At 57.7% G+C, this 13,695-nt stretch carries 13 protein-coding genes; 3 read left to right on the top strand and 10 right to left on the bottom strand.

Annotated features, from left to right (window positions below):
* Window positions 1-196: 196 nt before the first annotated feature.
* The 6 genes from L248_RS13455 to pth all read right to left on the bottom strand — a co-directional run bounded on the left by L248_RS13455 (window position 197) and on the right by pth (window position 7,273).
* Window positions 197-727, bottom strand: coding sequence for a S1 domain-containing RNA-binding protein (locus tag L248_RS13455; protein WP_022530813.1), 531 nt, complete (start codon window positions 725-727; stop codon window positions 197-199).
* Between the two features lie 77 nt (window positions 728-804).
* Window positions 805-1,203 carry an FtsB family cell division protein gene (locus tag L248_RS13450; protein ID WP_022530812.1) on the bottom strand — a complete coding sequence of 133 codons (399 nt, stop codon included), beginning with the start codon at window positions 1,201-1,203 and terminating at the stop codon, window positions 805-807.
* Between the two features lie 86 nt (window positions 1,204-1,289).
* Window positions 1,290-1,562 carry an RNA-binding S4 domain-containing protein gene (locus L248_RS13445; RefSeq protein ID WP_022530811.1) on the bottom strand — a complete coding sequence of 91 codons (273 nt, stop codon included), beginning with the start codon at window positions 1,560-1,562 and terminating at the stop codon, window positions 1,290-1,292.
* 9 nt (window positions 1,563-1,571) lie between these two features.
* Entirely contained in the window at window positions 1,572-3,173 is a 1,602-nt protein-coding gene (locus L248_RS13440) for a putative polysaccharide biosynthesis protein (RefSeq protein ID WP_022530810.1), read from the bottom strand.
* Between the two features lie 3 nt (window positions 3,174-3,176).
* On the bottom strand, window positions 3,177-6,701 hold the full coding sequence (gene mfd, locus L248_RS13435) for a transcription-repair coupling factor (protein WP_022530809.1): 3,525 nt from the start codon (window positions 6,699-6,701) through the stop codon (window positions 3,177-3,179).
* Window positions 6,702-6,715: 14 nt separating this feature from the next.
* On the bottom strand, window positions 6,716-7,273 hold the full coding sequence (gene pth, locus L248_RS13430; protein WP_022530808.1) for an aminoacyl-tRNA hydrolase: 558 nt from the start codon (window positions 7,271-7,273) through the stop codon (window positions 6,716-6,718).
* A 346-nt stretch (window positions 7,274-7,619) separates the two neighbouring features.
* On the opposite strand from pth, the gene L248_RS13425 reads away from it, so the two are divergent.
* Both L248_RS13425 and L248_RS13420 read left to right on the top strand, forming a co-directional pair.
* Window positions 7,620-8,600 (top strand): L-lactate dehydrogenase, encoded by a 981-nt coding sequence (locus tag L248_RS13425; RefSeq protein ID WP_155828678.1) that lies wholly within the window; start codon window positions 7,620-7,622, stop codon window positions 8,598-8,600.
* 451 nt (window positions 8,601-9,051) lie between these two features.
* Window positions 9,052-10,437, top strand: a complete 1,386-nt coding sequence (locus L248_RS13420; protein WP_022530806.1) for a L,D-transpeptidase family protein — start codon at window positions 9,052-9,054, stop codon at window positions 10,435-10,437.
* A 66-nt stretch (window positions 10,438-10,503) separates the two neighbouring features.
* Here L248_RS13420 and cbpA read toward each other — a convergent pair whose 3' ends face one another.
* Complete coding sequence (cbpA, locus tag L248_RS13415; protein WP_022530805.1) at window positions 10,504-11,178, bottom strand: cyclic di-AMP binding protein CbpA; 675 nt, start codon at window positions 11,176-11,178, stop codon at window positions 10,504-10,506.
* Between the two features lie 280 nt (window positions 11,179-11,458).
* Between cbpA and L248_RS13410 the strand changes: the two genes are divergently transcribed.
* Window positions 11,459-12,145: an O-methyltransferase gene (locus L248_RS13410; RefSeq protein ID WP_022530804.1), complete on the top strand. Its 687-nt coding sequence runs from the start codon at window positions 11,459-11,461 to the stop codon at window positions 12,143-12,145.
* Between the two features lies 1 nt (window position 12,146).
* Here the strand turns inward: L248_RS13410 and L248_RS13405 are convergent, their stop codons facing one another.
* The 3 genes from L248_RS13405 to L248_RS13395 all read right to left on the bottom strand — a co-directional run bounded on the left by L248_RS13405 (window position 12,147) and on the right by L248_RS13395 (window position 13,613).
* Window positions 12,147-12,668 (bottom strand): QueT transporter family protein, encoded by a 522-nt coding sequence (locus L248_RS13405; RefSeq protein ID WP_022530803.1) that lies wholly within the window; start codon window positions 12,666-12,668, stop codon window positions 12,147-12,149.
* Between the two features lie 296 nt (window positions 12,669-12,964).
* A complete protein-coding gene (locus L248_RS13400; protein WP_040536899.1) occupies window positions 12,965-13,333 on the bottom strand; it encodes a type II toxin-antitoxin system PemK/MazF family toxin in 369 nt (122 codons plus the stop codon).
* A 34-nt stretch (window positions 13,334-13,367) separates the two neighbouring features.
* On the bottom strand, window positions 13,368-13,613 hold the full coding sequence (locus L248_RS13395; RefSeq protein ID WP_040536898.1) for a hypothetical protein: 246 nt from the start codon (window positions 13,611-13,613) through the stop codon (window positions 13,368-13,370).
* Between the last annotated feature and the right edge of the window lie 82 nt (window positions 13,614-13,695).

The following is a 13,695-nucleotide window of genomic DNA, read 5'->3' as shown; positions in this document are numbered from 1 at the left end:
TGTGCCGGCCACGTTCCACGCCCAGCCAGCCGGAGGGCCCAAATCGCCGGGCCTCGCTCACCATCTTCCTGCTCCTCAAGGCGGCCGCGCGGAAGCGCAACGCCGTATCGACAACAAGGGCTGGCCCAAAATTCACTGAGCCGATGCTGCCCGGCAGTGAATTTTGACCCAGCCCTTGCTTAAGCCAAATGAATGATTAGCTCCGCCGACCGCCGCGGCCGCCGCGTTTGCCCTCGGTGTTACGCTTCAAGGAAGTCAGGCGATCGTCGCTCTCTTTCAAGAAGCTGGACAGCATACCGTCGAAGTCGTCCGGACGCTCTTCGCGCCGTCCGCTCCGGCGGTCGTTGCCGCGGTTGAAGCTGCGGCCGCCGCCGCGATTGCCGCCGCTGTTACGCGGTGCACCGTGACTGGCGCCGCCTTCGCGATTATTATTGCCGTGAAAACTATGTTCGTGATTATTCGGACGCCCCTCGCTGCGGTGTTCCGTGTGCGGGTGGTCCTCGGCTTGCCGCATGGACAAGCTGATCTTGCCGTCATGCTCACCGATGACCTTCACCGTCACCTCATCGCCAACGCTGAGAACGTCGTGAATGTCCTTGATGAATTTGTCAGAAACCTGACTGATGTGGACTAGACCAGTCTTGTGCTCGCCAATATCGACAAAGGCCCCGAAATTAGTAATACCCGTGACCTTGCCCTGGACCTTAGCGCCAACTTCAATCGCCATAAATGGAAAATTCCTCCTAATAAAGATGTGGTTCTAGTATACCATAGCCCGCTGAGTGCCGGAAGGCCGCGGCGGCGCTACTTCTTTGTCACATCGCTGCCCTTATCGCCAGGCAGGCTGAAAATAATCTCCCCCGGTTTCGAGAAATAGTACTTCTCCCGGATGTATTTTGCCAAGTAGTCCGGATCGTGCAGCTGCTTGACTTCCCCTTTTAACTGGTCGTTCTTTTTTTGGACCGCCGTCATTTCTGTCCGGCTGTGATTCAACCGGCCCTGAACTTCGGCCTGGGCCGAGCGGGCTTGATGCAGCTTGAATCCCAAAAAGCACAAAACCACGGCCAAAATCGCCGTCAAGAACACAAACCGGCGCCGGTGAACGGCCCGCACATAAGCGGCCGGGTCCCGCGGCTGCGGCTGGCGGGCCGGCTTGCTTTTCAGTTGAATGATCTTACCCGGTGCAGTCTGCGGTTTCTGCATGATACTTCCCCCAATACGCTATTCTTGCTCTTATTATAACAAGGCCGCGGGGGCGGTGTAAACGACCGCCGGCCACAGTCGAACGATTAAAACGGACTATCGCTGGTCGTCTTCTCGTCCTTATCAATGGTGTACATCGACGCGGCGTCATCCTTCTTGGTCGTTTCCTTGATGTCGGTAATCGTCACCGTCAAGGTGCGGTTACCGAAGAGCAGGGTGAGCTGGTCGCCCACACTGATGTTGCTGGACGACTTGCCAGCTTTACCATTGATCAGAATCCGGCCCTTGTCGGCGATTTCTTTCGCCACAGACCGCCGTTTAACTAAGCGGGATACTTTCAGAAATTTGTCTAAACGCATTGTCTCACTTCACTTTCTTCTACTTGAGTTGTTCTGGAAACGCTGCATTAAGTGTAGCATACCGCGGCCAAAGGGCAAGACCAGCCATTCCCGGATCGTGAGCAGATGATAGCGCAGCGCCAGGAAGAGAAAGAGGGCCAGACCGACGATGATACCGCTGGCGGTGATGCCGATGCTCGCCAGCCGCCCGGTGCCGAGCCGGCCTTGGACCAGCAGCGCCGTGAGCCAGGCGCCGGCCATCATGGGGACCGTGACGCGCAGCAGCCGGGTCCCGAAAGCGCGGGTGGAAACGGCAATGCGGATCAGGGACGGCATCTGGTTAAAGATGATCCACCAGACCACGGCCAGGCCAATCAGCGTTGCCAGGGACGCCCCTGGTAATCCGAATAGCCGGATGAGGGGACCCGTCAGCGCGGCCTTCAAAGCGATACCGATGAGCAGGCCGTAGGTGGCGGCGCGGTAGTTGCCGACACTCTGGAGAATAGCGTTGTACGTGTTGATCATCGCCACCAGCACGATCGCCCCCAGGTACAGGGCCAGCGTGATGAGCTGTTCCCGATCGCCGAAAAGCAGTTGGTTGATCCAGGGCAGCAGCGCAATCAGTCCGCCCGTGGCGGCAACAGAAAAGAGCAGGCTGATGTGGGTGACTTCCGTCGCCAGCCGCTGGATGCGGACCCGGCTGCCCTGCTGCAAGGCCCGGGTCAGATTCGGCACCAAGGTCGTGCCAAACGCACTGGACAAGACTAACCCCAGTTGGACCAGCGGCTGGCCGCGGTCGTAAATTCCCTTCAGTTCGCGGGCTGTGATGGGCGGGTTGCCGATTTTCTGCAGCGTTCGGGCGACGGTGAAGGAATCGACTAGTTGGAAAAGGATTAGAGCCGCCGCAAACAGGCAGATGGAACCGCCCTGGAGCAGCAGCCGCCGGGTCAGCCCGCGCCAGTCGTTATCGGGCGTAGCCAAACGAACGCTACGCCAGAACGGATCCGCCCGGCGGTAGTGCCACAGGGTCAAGGCCGCACCGATGGCCCCCACCGTGGCACCGGTCATGGCGAAGGTGCCCATAGTGTAATAGCCCCAATCGGTGTGGATATGGTAGTACCAGGCGGCCAAAATAATCACCACGACCCGCAAGGTCTGTTCGATCACTTGGGACACTGCGGTGGGGGTCATGTCCAGGGTGCCTTGATAGTAGCCCCGGCCCAGCGCCAGGGTGGGCATGAACAGGTACATCCAGGCCACCGCCTGGATCATCGGCGTCAAGCCGCTGTCCCCCATGGCCCGGGCAATCAAGCCGGCGGTCAGTTGGAAACCCAAAAACGCCGCCAGACTGACGCCGACCAGAATGGTATGCAGCTGCCGCACCAACGCCGGCCGCTCGGCGGCACTCTTTTCTGCCACTAGACGGGAAATAAACACCGGCAGCCCGTTCAAGGCGAACGTCATGCCGATGCCGTACAGGGGATAAACCTGCTGGTACACATAAAACCCCAGGTCCCCCGCCAGGTTTTGCAAAGGAACGCGGTAGAAGGCCGACAACACTTTGGCAATCAGCGCCGCCGCACTGAGCAGGGCAGCCGAGCCAAAAACGGTACGCTTGGTGCGGTTATTCATAGGTTAATGACTCGCCTGGACCCGATGCTTTTCAATTTTGGGCAACGCCGCCGTTAAGGTGATCAATGTGTCCAGCATGGTGTCATCGCTGACGCCCTTGCGCTGGATCAACGTGATCTGGTAACCGCCGTCCTTGTCCGTCACTTGCGCTTGCAGGGTGGTGTTGCTGAGCAATGCGAAAAGATCCTCGCCGCCCAGGCGCGCCCTGCCGGCAGCGCCGATGTGCATCGTCCAGTGCGTCTCCTTTCGCTCAATTTTCGTCAGCAGTGCCTTGTCGGCCTGGGCCTTAAGCAGACCAATCTGCAGCAGCCGGGCGACCGGGGCATCGTATTCGCCGAACCGATCAATTAAATCCGATTGTAATTCGGCCAGCTCATCCGTGTCGTCGATATGCTGGATTCGTTTATAAATCTCAATCTTTTGCCGCGGATCACTGATGTAGTCGCTGGGCAGATAGGCCTCCACGTCCACGTCGATCTCGGCGTCGGTGCGCTGTTCCTTGTGCTGCCCCTTCTTCGCCGCCACGGCGTCTTGCAGCATCTGGGTATACATGTCGTACCCCACCGAATCGATGAAGCCGTGCTGCTGTTTACCCAACAGGTTGCCAGCCCCGCGGATGGCCAGGTCGCGCATGGCAATCTTGAAGCCGCTGCCCAATTCGGTGAAGTCGCGGATGGCCGCGAGTCGCTTTTCTCCCACCTCCGTGAGCACCTTGTTGGGCTGATACATGAAGTAGGCATAAGCGATTCGGCTGGACCGGCCGATCCGGCCGCGCAGCTGATAGAGCTGGGAGAGGCCGTACTTATCGGCGTTCTCGACGATCAGCGTGTTGGCGTTGGGCATATCCACACCGGTCTCGATGATGGTGGTGGTCACCAGCACGTCGTAGGCGCCGTGGACGAAGTCGTAGATCACCCGCTCCAGCTGCGTCTCACTCATCTGGCCGTGGGCGTACGCAATCGTGGCGTTGGGCACCAGCTGCTGGAGCTCGTCCACCGTCTTCTCAATGTCCTCCACCCGGTTATGCATGTAGAAGACCTGACCGTTGCGGGCCATCTCCCGCTCGATGGCGTTCTTGATGGTGCCGGCGTTCTGCTCCAGCACGTAGGTCTGGATTGGGTAACGGTTGGCCGGCGGCGTCTCGATGACGGACAGGTCACGCACACCCAGCATGGACATGTTCAGCGTCCGGGGAATCGGTGTCGCCGTCAGCGTCAGCACGTCCACGTTCGTCCGCAGGGACTTGATGCGTTCCTTATGCTTCACCCCGAAGCGCTGCTCCTCGTCAATGATCAGCAGGCCCAAGTCTTTGAAGTGCACATCTTTAGAAAGGAGCCGGTGGGTGCCGACGACGATGTCGATGGTCCCGTTCTTCATGCCGGCCAGCGTTTCTTTCTGCTTGGCCGGGGGCACGAAGCGGGAGAGCATGCCGATGCTCACCGGGAAGTCGGCGAAGCGGTCGGTCATGGTATCGAAGTGCTGCTGGGCCAGAATGGTGGTGGGCACCAGGAAGGCCACTTGCTTGCCGTCCTGGATGGCCTTGAAGGCGGCCCGCAAGGCCACTTCCGTCTTGCCGAAGCCGACATCGCCGACCAGCAGCCGGTCCATGGGTACCGGCCGCTCCATGTCCCGCTTGATCTCAGCGGTACTGCGCAGCTGGTCCGGTGTCTCCGGATAAGCAAAGGCCGCCTCGAACTCCCGCTGGTAGTCGTTGTCCTTGGAGAACGCATAGCCCTTCTGGGCGGCCCGCTCGGCGTAGAGCGCAATCAGGTCGTCGGCGATGTCCTCGATCTTCGCCGCCACCTTGCGCTTGGTCTTCTGCCATTCGCTGCCGCCCAGCTTGTTGATGTGCGGCGTCTTGCCCTCGCTGCCGACATATTTCTGAACCATGTTCATCTGAGTCACGGGAATGAACAGCTTGCCGTCGTCGGCGTATTGGATCGTAATGTAATCCTGGTGTTTGCCGTCCACCGTTAGGGTCTGGATACCCATGTACTTGCCGATGCCGTGGTTCACGTGGACGACGTAATCCCCCGGCTTCAGTTCGTTGTAACTCTTGATCCGCTCCGCATTGGAGAAATGGGCGGGGCGCGGCCGCGCCTGGCGGACCCGGTTGAACAGCTCGTGCTCGGTCAAGACGACCAAGTTGGCCGCAGGCATGCTGAAGCCGGCGCTCAAGTTGCCGTGGACCAGCTGAACGGCCTCCGGGACGATGGCTTCCGGACTGGCCACGCGGGTGGTGATCTCGAAGTCCCGCAGCGTCTGCTGCAGCTTTTCTACCCGGCTCTGGGCCTGGATCAGAATGACTACCGTCTGCTGCAGCTTGCGCCAGCGGTCGATCTCGCCCTTCAGCATCGGCATCTGGCTGAAGAATTGGGGAACGTCGTGACTGGTCACGTTGATCAGTGCGTCCAGCTTGACCCGCCCCATCCCCTTCTGGAAGACAGAAAGGTAGGTACGAGTATGCTGGTCCTTATTCAGGGCGGTACGCCAGTCGGCTTCCAGCTGACTGTGGGGCAGAATCTCCCCGCGGCTAAGCAGGTCCGTCTGCCACTGGGCGGTCTCTTCCTCGGCGCTGGCGGCCTGGTCGTTGATTCGGGTGTAATCGTCCAGGAAAACACTGCCGCCGGCGGGGAGGTAGTCCAGCAGCGTGTACTCGCCGCCAAAGAGCTGACGGCGGAAGAGATTGGCTTTTTCCCCTAAGTCCCCTTGGGCAAAATCAGTGATGGTGTTAGCCAGATTCGCCTGCAGCCCATCTTGGACACTGGGTGCCGCCTTCCCGGTATATTGGGTCAGCTGCTTCTGCAGGGCGGCCGCAGTCTTCTTCAGCTGGGCCGCCGGAACGATCAGATCGGTGGCCGGCGGAATGGTGACGGTGTCGATATTCTCCAGCGAACGCTGCTCGCCCTCGTCGAACACCCGCAGAGAATCCACGGCGGTGTCGAAAAGTTCGATCCGCACCGGGTGATCCGCCGTCAACGGGAAGATGTCGATCAAGTCCCCACGGATGGCAAACTCGCCCGGATGGGAAACCAGGGTGTCCCGCTTGTAACCCATGGTCACCAGCCGGGCCGGCAGCGCTTGGGGATCCAGCTCGCCGTCGCTGGTCACCGTGAAGGCCTGCCGCCCCCACAGGGCCGGGTCCGGCAGCAGGTGAGCCAAACCGGCGACGGACACGACAAACAGCCCGGGCACGCCGCTGCGTAAGGCAGTGAGCGTGGCCACCCGGGCTGCACGGCCTTCCGGCGAAGCGGTGGCCACCTCTGTGGCCAAGACTTCGTCCACCGGGAAAGTGTAGACGTTGTCGGTGGTATTCAACGTTTGCAGATCGGGCAAAAGCTGCTCCACCGCCAGGGTCGTCGGTTCGACCACCAGCAGCGGCTGGTGCTGCTGGCGCAGATAGGCCGTCAGAGCGAGGGCCTTCGCGGCCGGGCCTAACCCGGTGAGCAGCGTCCGGGTGCCGGGCGTGGCCCCCGTCAGCCATTTCTTCACTTGCGGTTCTTGCGCAATCCATTCGACTAAATCCATGCAGAAGTCCCCTATTAATTGTACGTATTCATCAACTGGTCGTCGCTGGCGCCGCCGGCCCAGGCTGTCGCTGCGGCGGCCGCTTGGTCCAGGGCACTGGCAATGGCCGGCGCGTCGTTCTCCGTGAAGGGCGACAGGACCCAGTCCACGACCGTGCCCACCGGCGGATGGTCGATACCGACCTTAATGCGGGTGAAGGCATCGCTGCCTACCGCCCGAATAATGCTCTTGATGCCGTTGTGGCCGCCAGACGCGCCATGCGCCCGCAGCCGAATCTTGCCGATGGGCATATCCAAGTCGTCCTGGATCACGAGCAGGTCAGAAAGGGCCAGTTTATAGTAGTGCAGCAGCGGGCCCACCGCTCGCCCGGAGTCATTCATGAAGGTCAAAGGCTTCACCACCAGCACTTTTTCATTGGCCAAGAGGCCTTGCCAGGTGGCGGCGGTGAATTGCTGCTTTTCTTGGGTATTGGGCATTTCGGCGAGGATGCGGTCCACGGCCATAAAGCCAATATTATGTTTGCTGCGGGCGTACTGGCTCCCTGGGTTGCCCAAACCGACAATCATTTTCACAATCCATTGCTTCTTTCTCTGCGAGGATGAGACACCAATAGGCCAGCGCGGGGCCGGCCTGGTGATGCGGAATGCTTTGGCTTCAGTATACCATAGGGCACCAAGGGGGTACCGGCAGGGGGCGGACACCGGCCTTCAGATCCGCCAGTCTGTGGCCCACAGTTTTCTGAATCCCGCTCGGGAAGTGTCCCACCCCGAAAACGCCCCATCGCCTGACTGCTCTCGGGTTAAAGGCCGTTATTGAAAGCGCATACCTGAAAATCGTTCGGAAATGCAATAAATGGTGGGCGTTTTTGTGTTATACTGGCGTTGCATGAATGTTTATCTACTGAAAGGAATGAAGATCTTGGCTTCTACAACAGAAAAAGACCACCAAAAAGTAATCCTTGTCGGTGACGGCGCCGTTGGTTCCAGCTACGCTTACGCCATGGTACTCCAAGGTATCGCACAGGAAATCGGCATTGTCGACATTGCGAAGAAAAAGACGCAAGGTGACGCAATCGACCTTTCGAATGCGCTGCCCTTCGTGCAACCCAAGACGATTTACTCGGCTGAGTATTCCGACGCAAAGGATGCTGACGTGGTTGTTATCACAGCCGGTGCTCCGCAAAAGCCCGGTGAGACTCGCCTGGACTTGGTCAACAAGAACCTCAAGATTTTGAAGTCCATCGTTGATCCCGTCGTTGAGTCTGGTTTCAATGGCGTCTTCCTGGTTGCCGCTAACCCGGTTGACATTTTGACCTACGCGACTTGGAAGTTGTCTGGCTTCCCGAAGAGCCGGGTCATCGGTTCTGGTACTTCTTTGGATACTGCCCGTCTGCGTCAGTCCATCGCTGAATTGGTCAAGGTCGACGCCCGTTCCGTCCACGCTTACATCATGGGCGAGCACGGCGACACCGAATTCCCCGTTTGGTCTCACGCTAACATCGGCGGCATCAAGATCGCTGACTGGGTTAAGGCTCACCCGGAGATCGATGAAAGCAAGCTGGTCACGATGTTCGAAGACGTCCGTGACGCTGCTTACAAGATCATTGACTTGAAGGGCGCGACCTTCTATGGTATCGCCACTGCCCTGGCGCGCATCACCCGCGCTATCCTCGATGACGAGAGTGCTGTTCTGCCGCTATCCGTCTACATGGATGGCCAATACGGCTTGCACGACATTTACATCGGCACGCCGGCTGTTGTCAACCGCGAAGGGATTACCAACATCTTGGAGATTCCTCTGACGGACCACGAAATGCAATCGATGCACTCTTCAGCTAGCCAACTGAAGAAAGTGCTGACGGATGCATTCGCTAAGAATGATATCGAAACGCGTCAGTAATTTCTGATCAGCTTCGTCCATGAGGGAGTCCCACTGAGAGGTGGGGCTCTTTTTTTGCAGAGGGCGGAGCCGAGCGGTTAGGCCACCTGGGCTAAGTGACCCTAAGCTGAAAAGCCCCGCACTGGGGCTTTTTGGCTTAGGGTCCTTAGACCATGGTGGCCTGCCCGCCGGAACCAGTTTGGGGAAGCCGCCGATCAAGGGTTTAGGTTTTTTACTCTCCTTCCCTTTTATCCCCGAACTTCTGGACCACGGAGCCCGTTTCGAGGGCACCCGTCCCCGAACGGCAGTTTTCTGTCACCTTTTCTGGGCACTTGCCCATAAACATTACAGAATACCCTGGTCTGTAACTTGTCTGAAATATATCTGTAACTTTTTGAGCCGGATGTGTTCATGTCCCCCCGGGAGCATGATATAATTTGGATGCAACCTACCAGGGGAAGGAGTTTTTCTCGTGCATATCAAAAAAGCAGCCGTGATTGTCGGCGGCCTGGCACTGATTGCAGTGCTGGGTGTTTATCTCGGATTCGCGCTTCATTACCAGGACACTATGCTCCCTCACACCACTTTTGCCGGTGTTTCTGTGGGCGGTATGAAAGTGTCCGATGCGTCGGCCAAGATCAAGTCCGCCACACTGGATAAGCAGTATACGTTGACTGATCAAGGCAAAACCGTTTCTACATTCACTGGTAACGCCGTCGGTACCTTCCAAGATGTCGGGCAAGATCTCGCCGCGTTGCAAAAACAACAAAATCCGTGGGCTTGGCCCATTGCTGCGGTCGGTGGTGAAGCCGATGCGGCAGACAATGGCAACACCCATTCTTTGAAGTTGAATCAAAAAAAGGTCCAAACGTTCGTCGATCAGACTGTGGCGAAGCTGAATCAGGGCCGCACCCAAACCACGAATGCGTCCATCGCCAAAAAGGATGGCGCCTTCGTGATTACCAAAGAGACCTACGGGACGGCGCTGGATAAGACGAAGGTGGATCACCTGGTGACTCAGATGGTCAGCACCGGTCAAAGTGCAGCCGACTTGAAGGAAACTTACGTCAAGCCGACCGTCACCGCGAGTTCTGCCAAGCTGCAAAAGGACCTGGCCGACCTTAAGAAATTAAGTGCCATCAAGGGCACTTACAGTATTGCCGGTGATTCCGTCACCATCCCCCAACAGCTGATCAAGAACAGTGTCTACTATCAGAATGGTCAGGTATCGGTCAATCCGGAAGTCTTCACAGACTATCTGGCCCAGTTGGCTGCGAAGTACAACACGATCGACAGAAAGCGGACCTTCAAGACCACGAACAGCGGCACGGTCACCGTCCCGGCCGGCACCTTCGGCTGGAGTATTCAGCAGTCGAATGAGGCGCAGGCATTAGCCGACACAATCAAAAAAGGCGCCGATTTCACTCGGCATCCCTTGGTCAGCGGCTCTGGTCAAAGCTTCACGGGAGACGGCGTCGGCAAGACGTATGTCGAAGTCAGCAAGGCCAAGCAGCACGAATGGGTCTACATCGACGGCGTACTGAAAATCAGTACGGACGTTGTCACCGGGAAACCGGGCCAAGATACGCCCAGCGGTGCGTTCTTCGTCTGGAGCAAGCAGCGTAACGCCACCCTCAAGGGCTTGAACGACGACGGCAGCAAGTATGCTTCGCCGGTCAGCTACTGGATGCCCATTGATTACACCGGCGTCGGTCTCCACGATTCACCGTGGCAGACGAAGTACGGCGGCGATTGGTACAAGGAGCACGGCAGCCATGGGTGTGTGAATACACCCCCGGACGTGATGGCGAAGGTTTACAGCCTCGTTCCTGCCGGCACCCCAGTGATTGTTTACTAATTTAAAGGATATGAAAAGGCGGCGCAACCAATCGGTTGCACCGCCTTTTTGATAATGGCAAAAATATTAGTAATCCGGGCTCGTCTCGTCGTTGCGGATCGTGATGCCCTGCTGCAGGTCATCGATTTCCGCCACGCGGAACCCTTTGCGCTCCAGCCGTCTGACGACTTCTTCCATGGTCGCACCGTCCATCCCGGCCGGCAGCGTGAAGAGCGTCCGCCGAACGAACTGCTCACGATGGGCGTCCAAGGTCAGACAGCCGGCGATGGAAGCGTACTTGGCGATGATCTTCGACATTTCTGCCAGATCCCCGCGCTCCCCCGCGGAGAGGACGGTCAGCACGTAAGAGCCAACGTCCACGTTCCAAGCTTCAGACAGCATCCCCAGCAGCTTGGCGTGCGTCAAGATGCCGTAGAAACTGCCGTCCGTGTCCAATACGGCGATGTACGGCAGGTCCTTGATGTTGAAGAAGACCTTGAAGAAAGGTGATTCCACCGGTACGGTCTTGGTGGCGTTCTTCAACAGATACGTCACCGGCAGGCTCATGTCGCCGCCCTGGGACTTATGGCGATAAATATGCATCTTGTAGATGTTCCCCCGGAAGATCTTACCCGTCTCGTCCAAGATCGGCACACAGCGGAAGCCCGACTCCTCGAGTACCTTCAAGGCTTCTGCCAGTGTTACCGTTTCTTTAACCGTGGTGAGAAATTCCTTCTTTAATACCAGCGATTTAATAATCATTGCCGATCCTCCTACACAACCAAACTGTGTCTCTTGTTGCATTCATCATACCATAAACCACTGGCAGGCGGTACCGTGAATCTAACGGTAAAATTAGAATCACGAGTTCAAAAGGGATCCGTGAAGCGGTATTACAAAAACGAAGCACCCTCTGCCGAAACTCAGAGAGCGCTTCGCTTTTATCCATTTAGCGCAGCGAATGCCGGTGATTCATCCGCCGCCGGCATCTCGTAATTTCTGTGCTATGCTAAATCCATAGCTTCGAGAGAGGACAATTTTTTTGCATAATGAAATGCTCCACCATCCCGCCATCCCTGCGCCGTTACGCGACTTTCTGCGCACCCACGGGCAGCCCTTACCAGAACCGTTAGCGGCTATTGAAGCCGCCGCCCATGCTGGCGATGTGCCCATCATTCCCCATGAAACAGTCGACTTCTTCCACACCTGGTTCAACCAGGTGCACCCGACCAGCGTCCTGGAACTGGGCACCGCCATTGGCTTTTCTGCCCTGCTCTTCGCGCACCTGATGGGTGTCGCTGGGCAAGTGACCACGATTGAACGAGCACCGGTGATGATCGCCCATGCCCAGGATAATTTGGCAGCCTACGATACAACCCACCAGATTACCCTGCGGGCCGGGGATGCCGCAGACATCTTGCCGACCCTGACGGCCCAATACGATGTGGCCTTCATGGATAGTGCGAAAGCCCAATATATCCATCAGCTGCCGCTCGTTTTGGACCGGGTCAAGGTGGGCGGGACGGTGTTCATTGATGATGTCCTCCAAGGCGGCACGGTCTTTCTGCCAGAAAAAGAAATCCCCCACCGGCTCAAGGGGATCCATCGCAACCTGCGGGCGTTACTCGAAGGAGTATTCGCCGCGCCGGGCTTGACGGCCACCGTGATTCCGTTGGGGGATGGTTTGCTGATGCTGACCAAAGATCAGGCCCAGCACTTTTCTTTCTAACTTACCGGTCCAAAAGCCGGTCGAAGTGAACGGCATTGTCGACGGCGGCCATGAGCGGGGCCGTCAGGGTCATGACGAAAGCTTCTGATGCGGCAGTGCTTAAGTAGGTGATCCAAAACGGCAGCTTGAACGCCAGGTGCAGCATCCAGGCGATGAGGGCCATGGAGATGGTGAAGACGACGATGTTCAGGGCCATCCGCATCCAGAGCTTGGGCAGGTGCGGGGCAATGAAGCCGACCAGCAGCAGGCTGATGATCGTCTGGCCGACACCGAACGGGATGTTCAGCATCACGGGGGTGGACCGATCAAGTGCGTCCGCAATCAGGACACCCAGGGTAATCCCCCAGAAGTAGCGCTTGTCGAAAACGATGAGGTGATTCAGGCCCTCAGAAACCCGGAATTGAATAGCAAGACTGGCCAGACTGAAACTCGCTGAGACGGCCCATAAGGCCACATAAAGGGCAGCAATAATGGCATTGACCACGATCACCCGCAGTGACCGGGTCGTGTGTGCATTGGTCATGATAAATAAATCCTCCTATAGTTTTTTAGTGTGGGATAGTTTCGAACCACAGCGGGCGAGCGGCCCGCAAAAAGCAACTTGCCCATTTTACCATAGATTGCTGAGCTTTAGTTCTCGGGAGTAGCGCTTAAGTAACGCCGAGGGGCCGGGGGGACTCGACCGGCCCCAAGTCGCAATCCCTAACCCCTGGTTGCCTTCTCACCATACATCAAAGGCGGCAGCGCAAAGCGCAACGCCGCAAAAAGCCGACTAACGGGTATCTTTACCCGGTTAGCCGGCTCATTTTTTGATTCAGTTCAACGGTCATGTTTGATCGGCTGTAAGCCCACGCTGACGGCCAGTGCTCGGTTGACGGCGACCATTTTGGTACGCCGCAAATGGGTCACTTTGTATTTCAATCGCTGTTTATCAATCGTGCGAATCTGCTCCAGCAAAATCACAGATGGCCGGTCGATGCCGTCTTCCTGCGGCGTCAAGGCCACGTGGGTCGGCATTTTCGGTTTCTGGATCTTCGCAGTAATGGCGGCCACAATGACCGTGGGACTAAAGTGGTTGCCCACATCATTCTGCACGACCAACACTGGCCGGGACCCGCCCTGCTCGGAGCCAACGACTGGCGAAAGGTCCGCGTAGTATACATCCCCGCGATTCACTTCCTGTGCCAACTTGCTCCCCCCTTATCGCGTACCTCACCCTGGGTTAGATGAGCCCGCGCTCGTCATCTTCTTCTGTCGCCGCGTAATCGGCGGCGATGGCCCGATTGAGCGGGCCCATCTCTTTGTACCCGGATGCCAGCTCGCTGGAACGCGGTTGAGCAGCCTCTAAGTACTGGCGGAGGGCCGTGTTGATCACGGTGTTTTCGTCCACCATGTTGGTTTGACTGTAGTAGCGTAATTGCTCGTTCAGCACTGCATCCAAATGGATTTGGACTTTCTTGTATCCCATGTGTCTACCCCCACTCGGGGACGGGGAAAACACGACGTGGATGCGGTGCCGTGCGTTCGGTGAATCGAGACTGGGACAAAAC

Source organism: Schleiferilactobacillus shenzhenensis LY-73, from assembly GCF_000469325.1.
Lineage (GTDB): Bacteria > Bacillota > Bacilli > Lactobacillales > Lactobacillaceae > Schleiferilactobacillus > Schleiferilactobacillus shenzhenensis.
Note: the sequence above shows the minus strand (reverse complement) of the source record. Positions and strands in the feature narration are given on the sequence as shown.

What these genes read in the sequence shown, in the direction of transcription:
- cbpA (WP_022530805.1), bottom strand. Translation starts at nt 11,178, where the DNA reads ATGATTATTAAATCGCTGGTATTAAAGAAGGAATTTCTCACCACGGTT.
- L248_RS13405 (WP_022530803.1), bottom strand. Translation starts at nt 12,668, where the DNA reads ATGACCAATGCACACACGACCCGGTCACTGCGGGTGATCGTGGTCAAT.
- L248_RS13440 (WP_022530810.1), bottom strand. Translation starts at nt 3,173, where the DNA reads ATGAATAACCGCACCAAGCGTACCGTTTTTGGCTCGGCTGCCCTGCTC.
- L248_RS13455 (WP_022530813.1), bottom strand. Translation starts at nt 727, where the DNA reads ATGGCGATTGAAGTTGGCGCTAAGGTCCAGGGCAAGGTCACGGGTATT.
- L248_RS13450 (WP_022530812.1), bottom strand. Translation starts at nt 1,203, where the DNA reads ATGCAGAAACCGCAGACTGCACCGGGTAAGATCATTCAACTGAAAAGC.
- mfd (WP_022530809.1), bottom strand. Translation starts at nt 6,701, where the DNA reads ATGGATTTAGTCGAATGGATTGCGCAAGAACCGCAAGTGAAGAAATGG.
- L248_RS13445 (WP_022530811.1), bottom strand. Translation starts at nt 1,562, where the DNA reads ATGCGTTTAGACAAATTTCTGAAAGTATCCCGCTTAGTTAAACGGCGG.
- L248_RS13395 (WP_040536898.1), bottom strand. Translation starts at nt 13,613, where the DNA reads ATGGGATACAAGAAAGTCCAAATCCATTTGGATGCAGTGCTGAACGAG.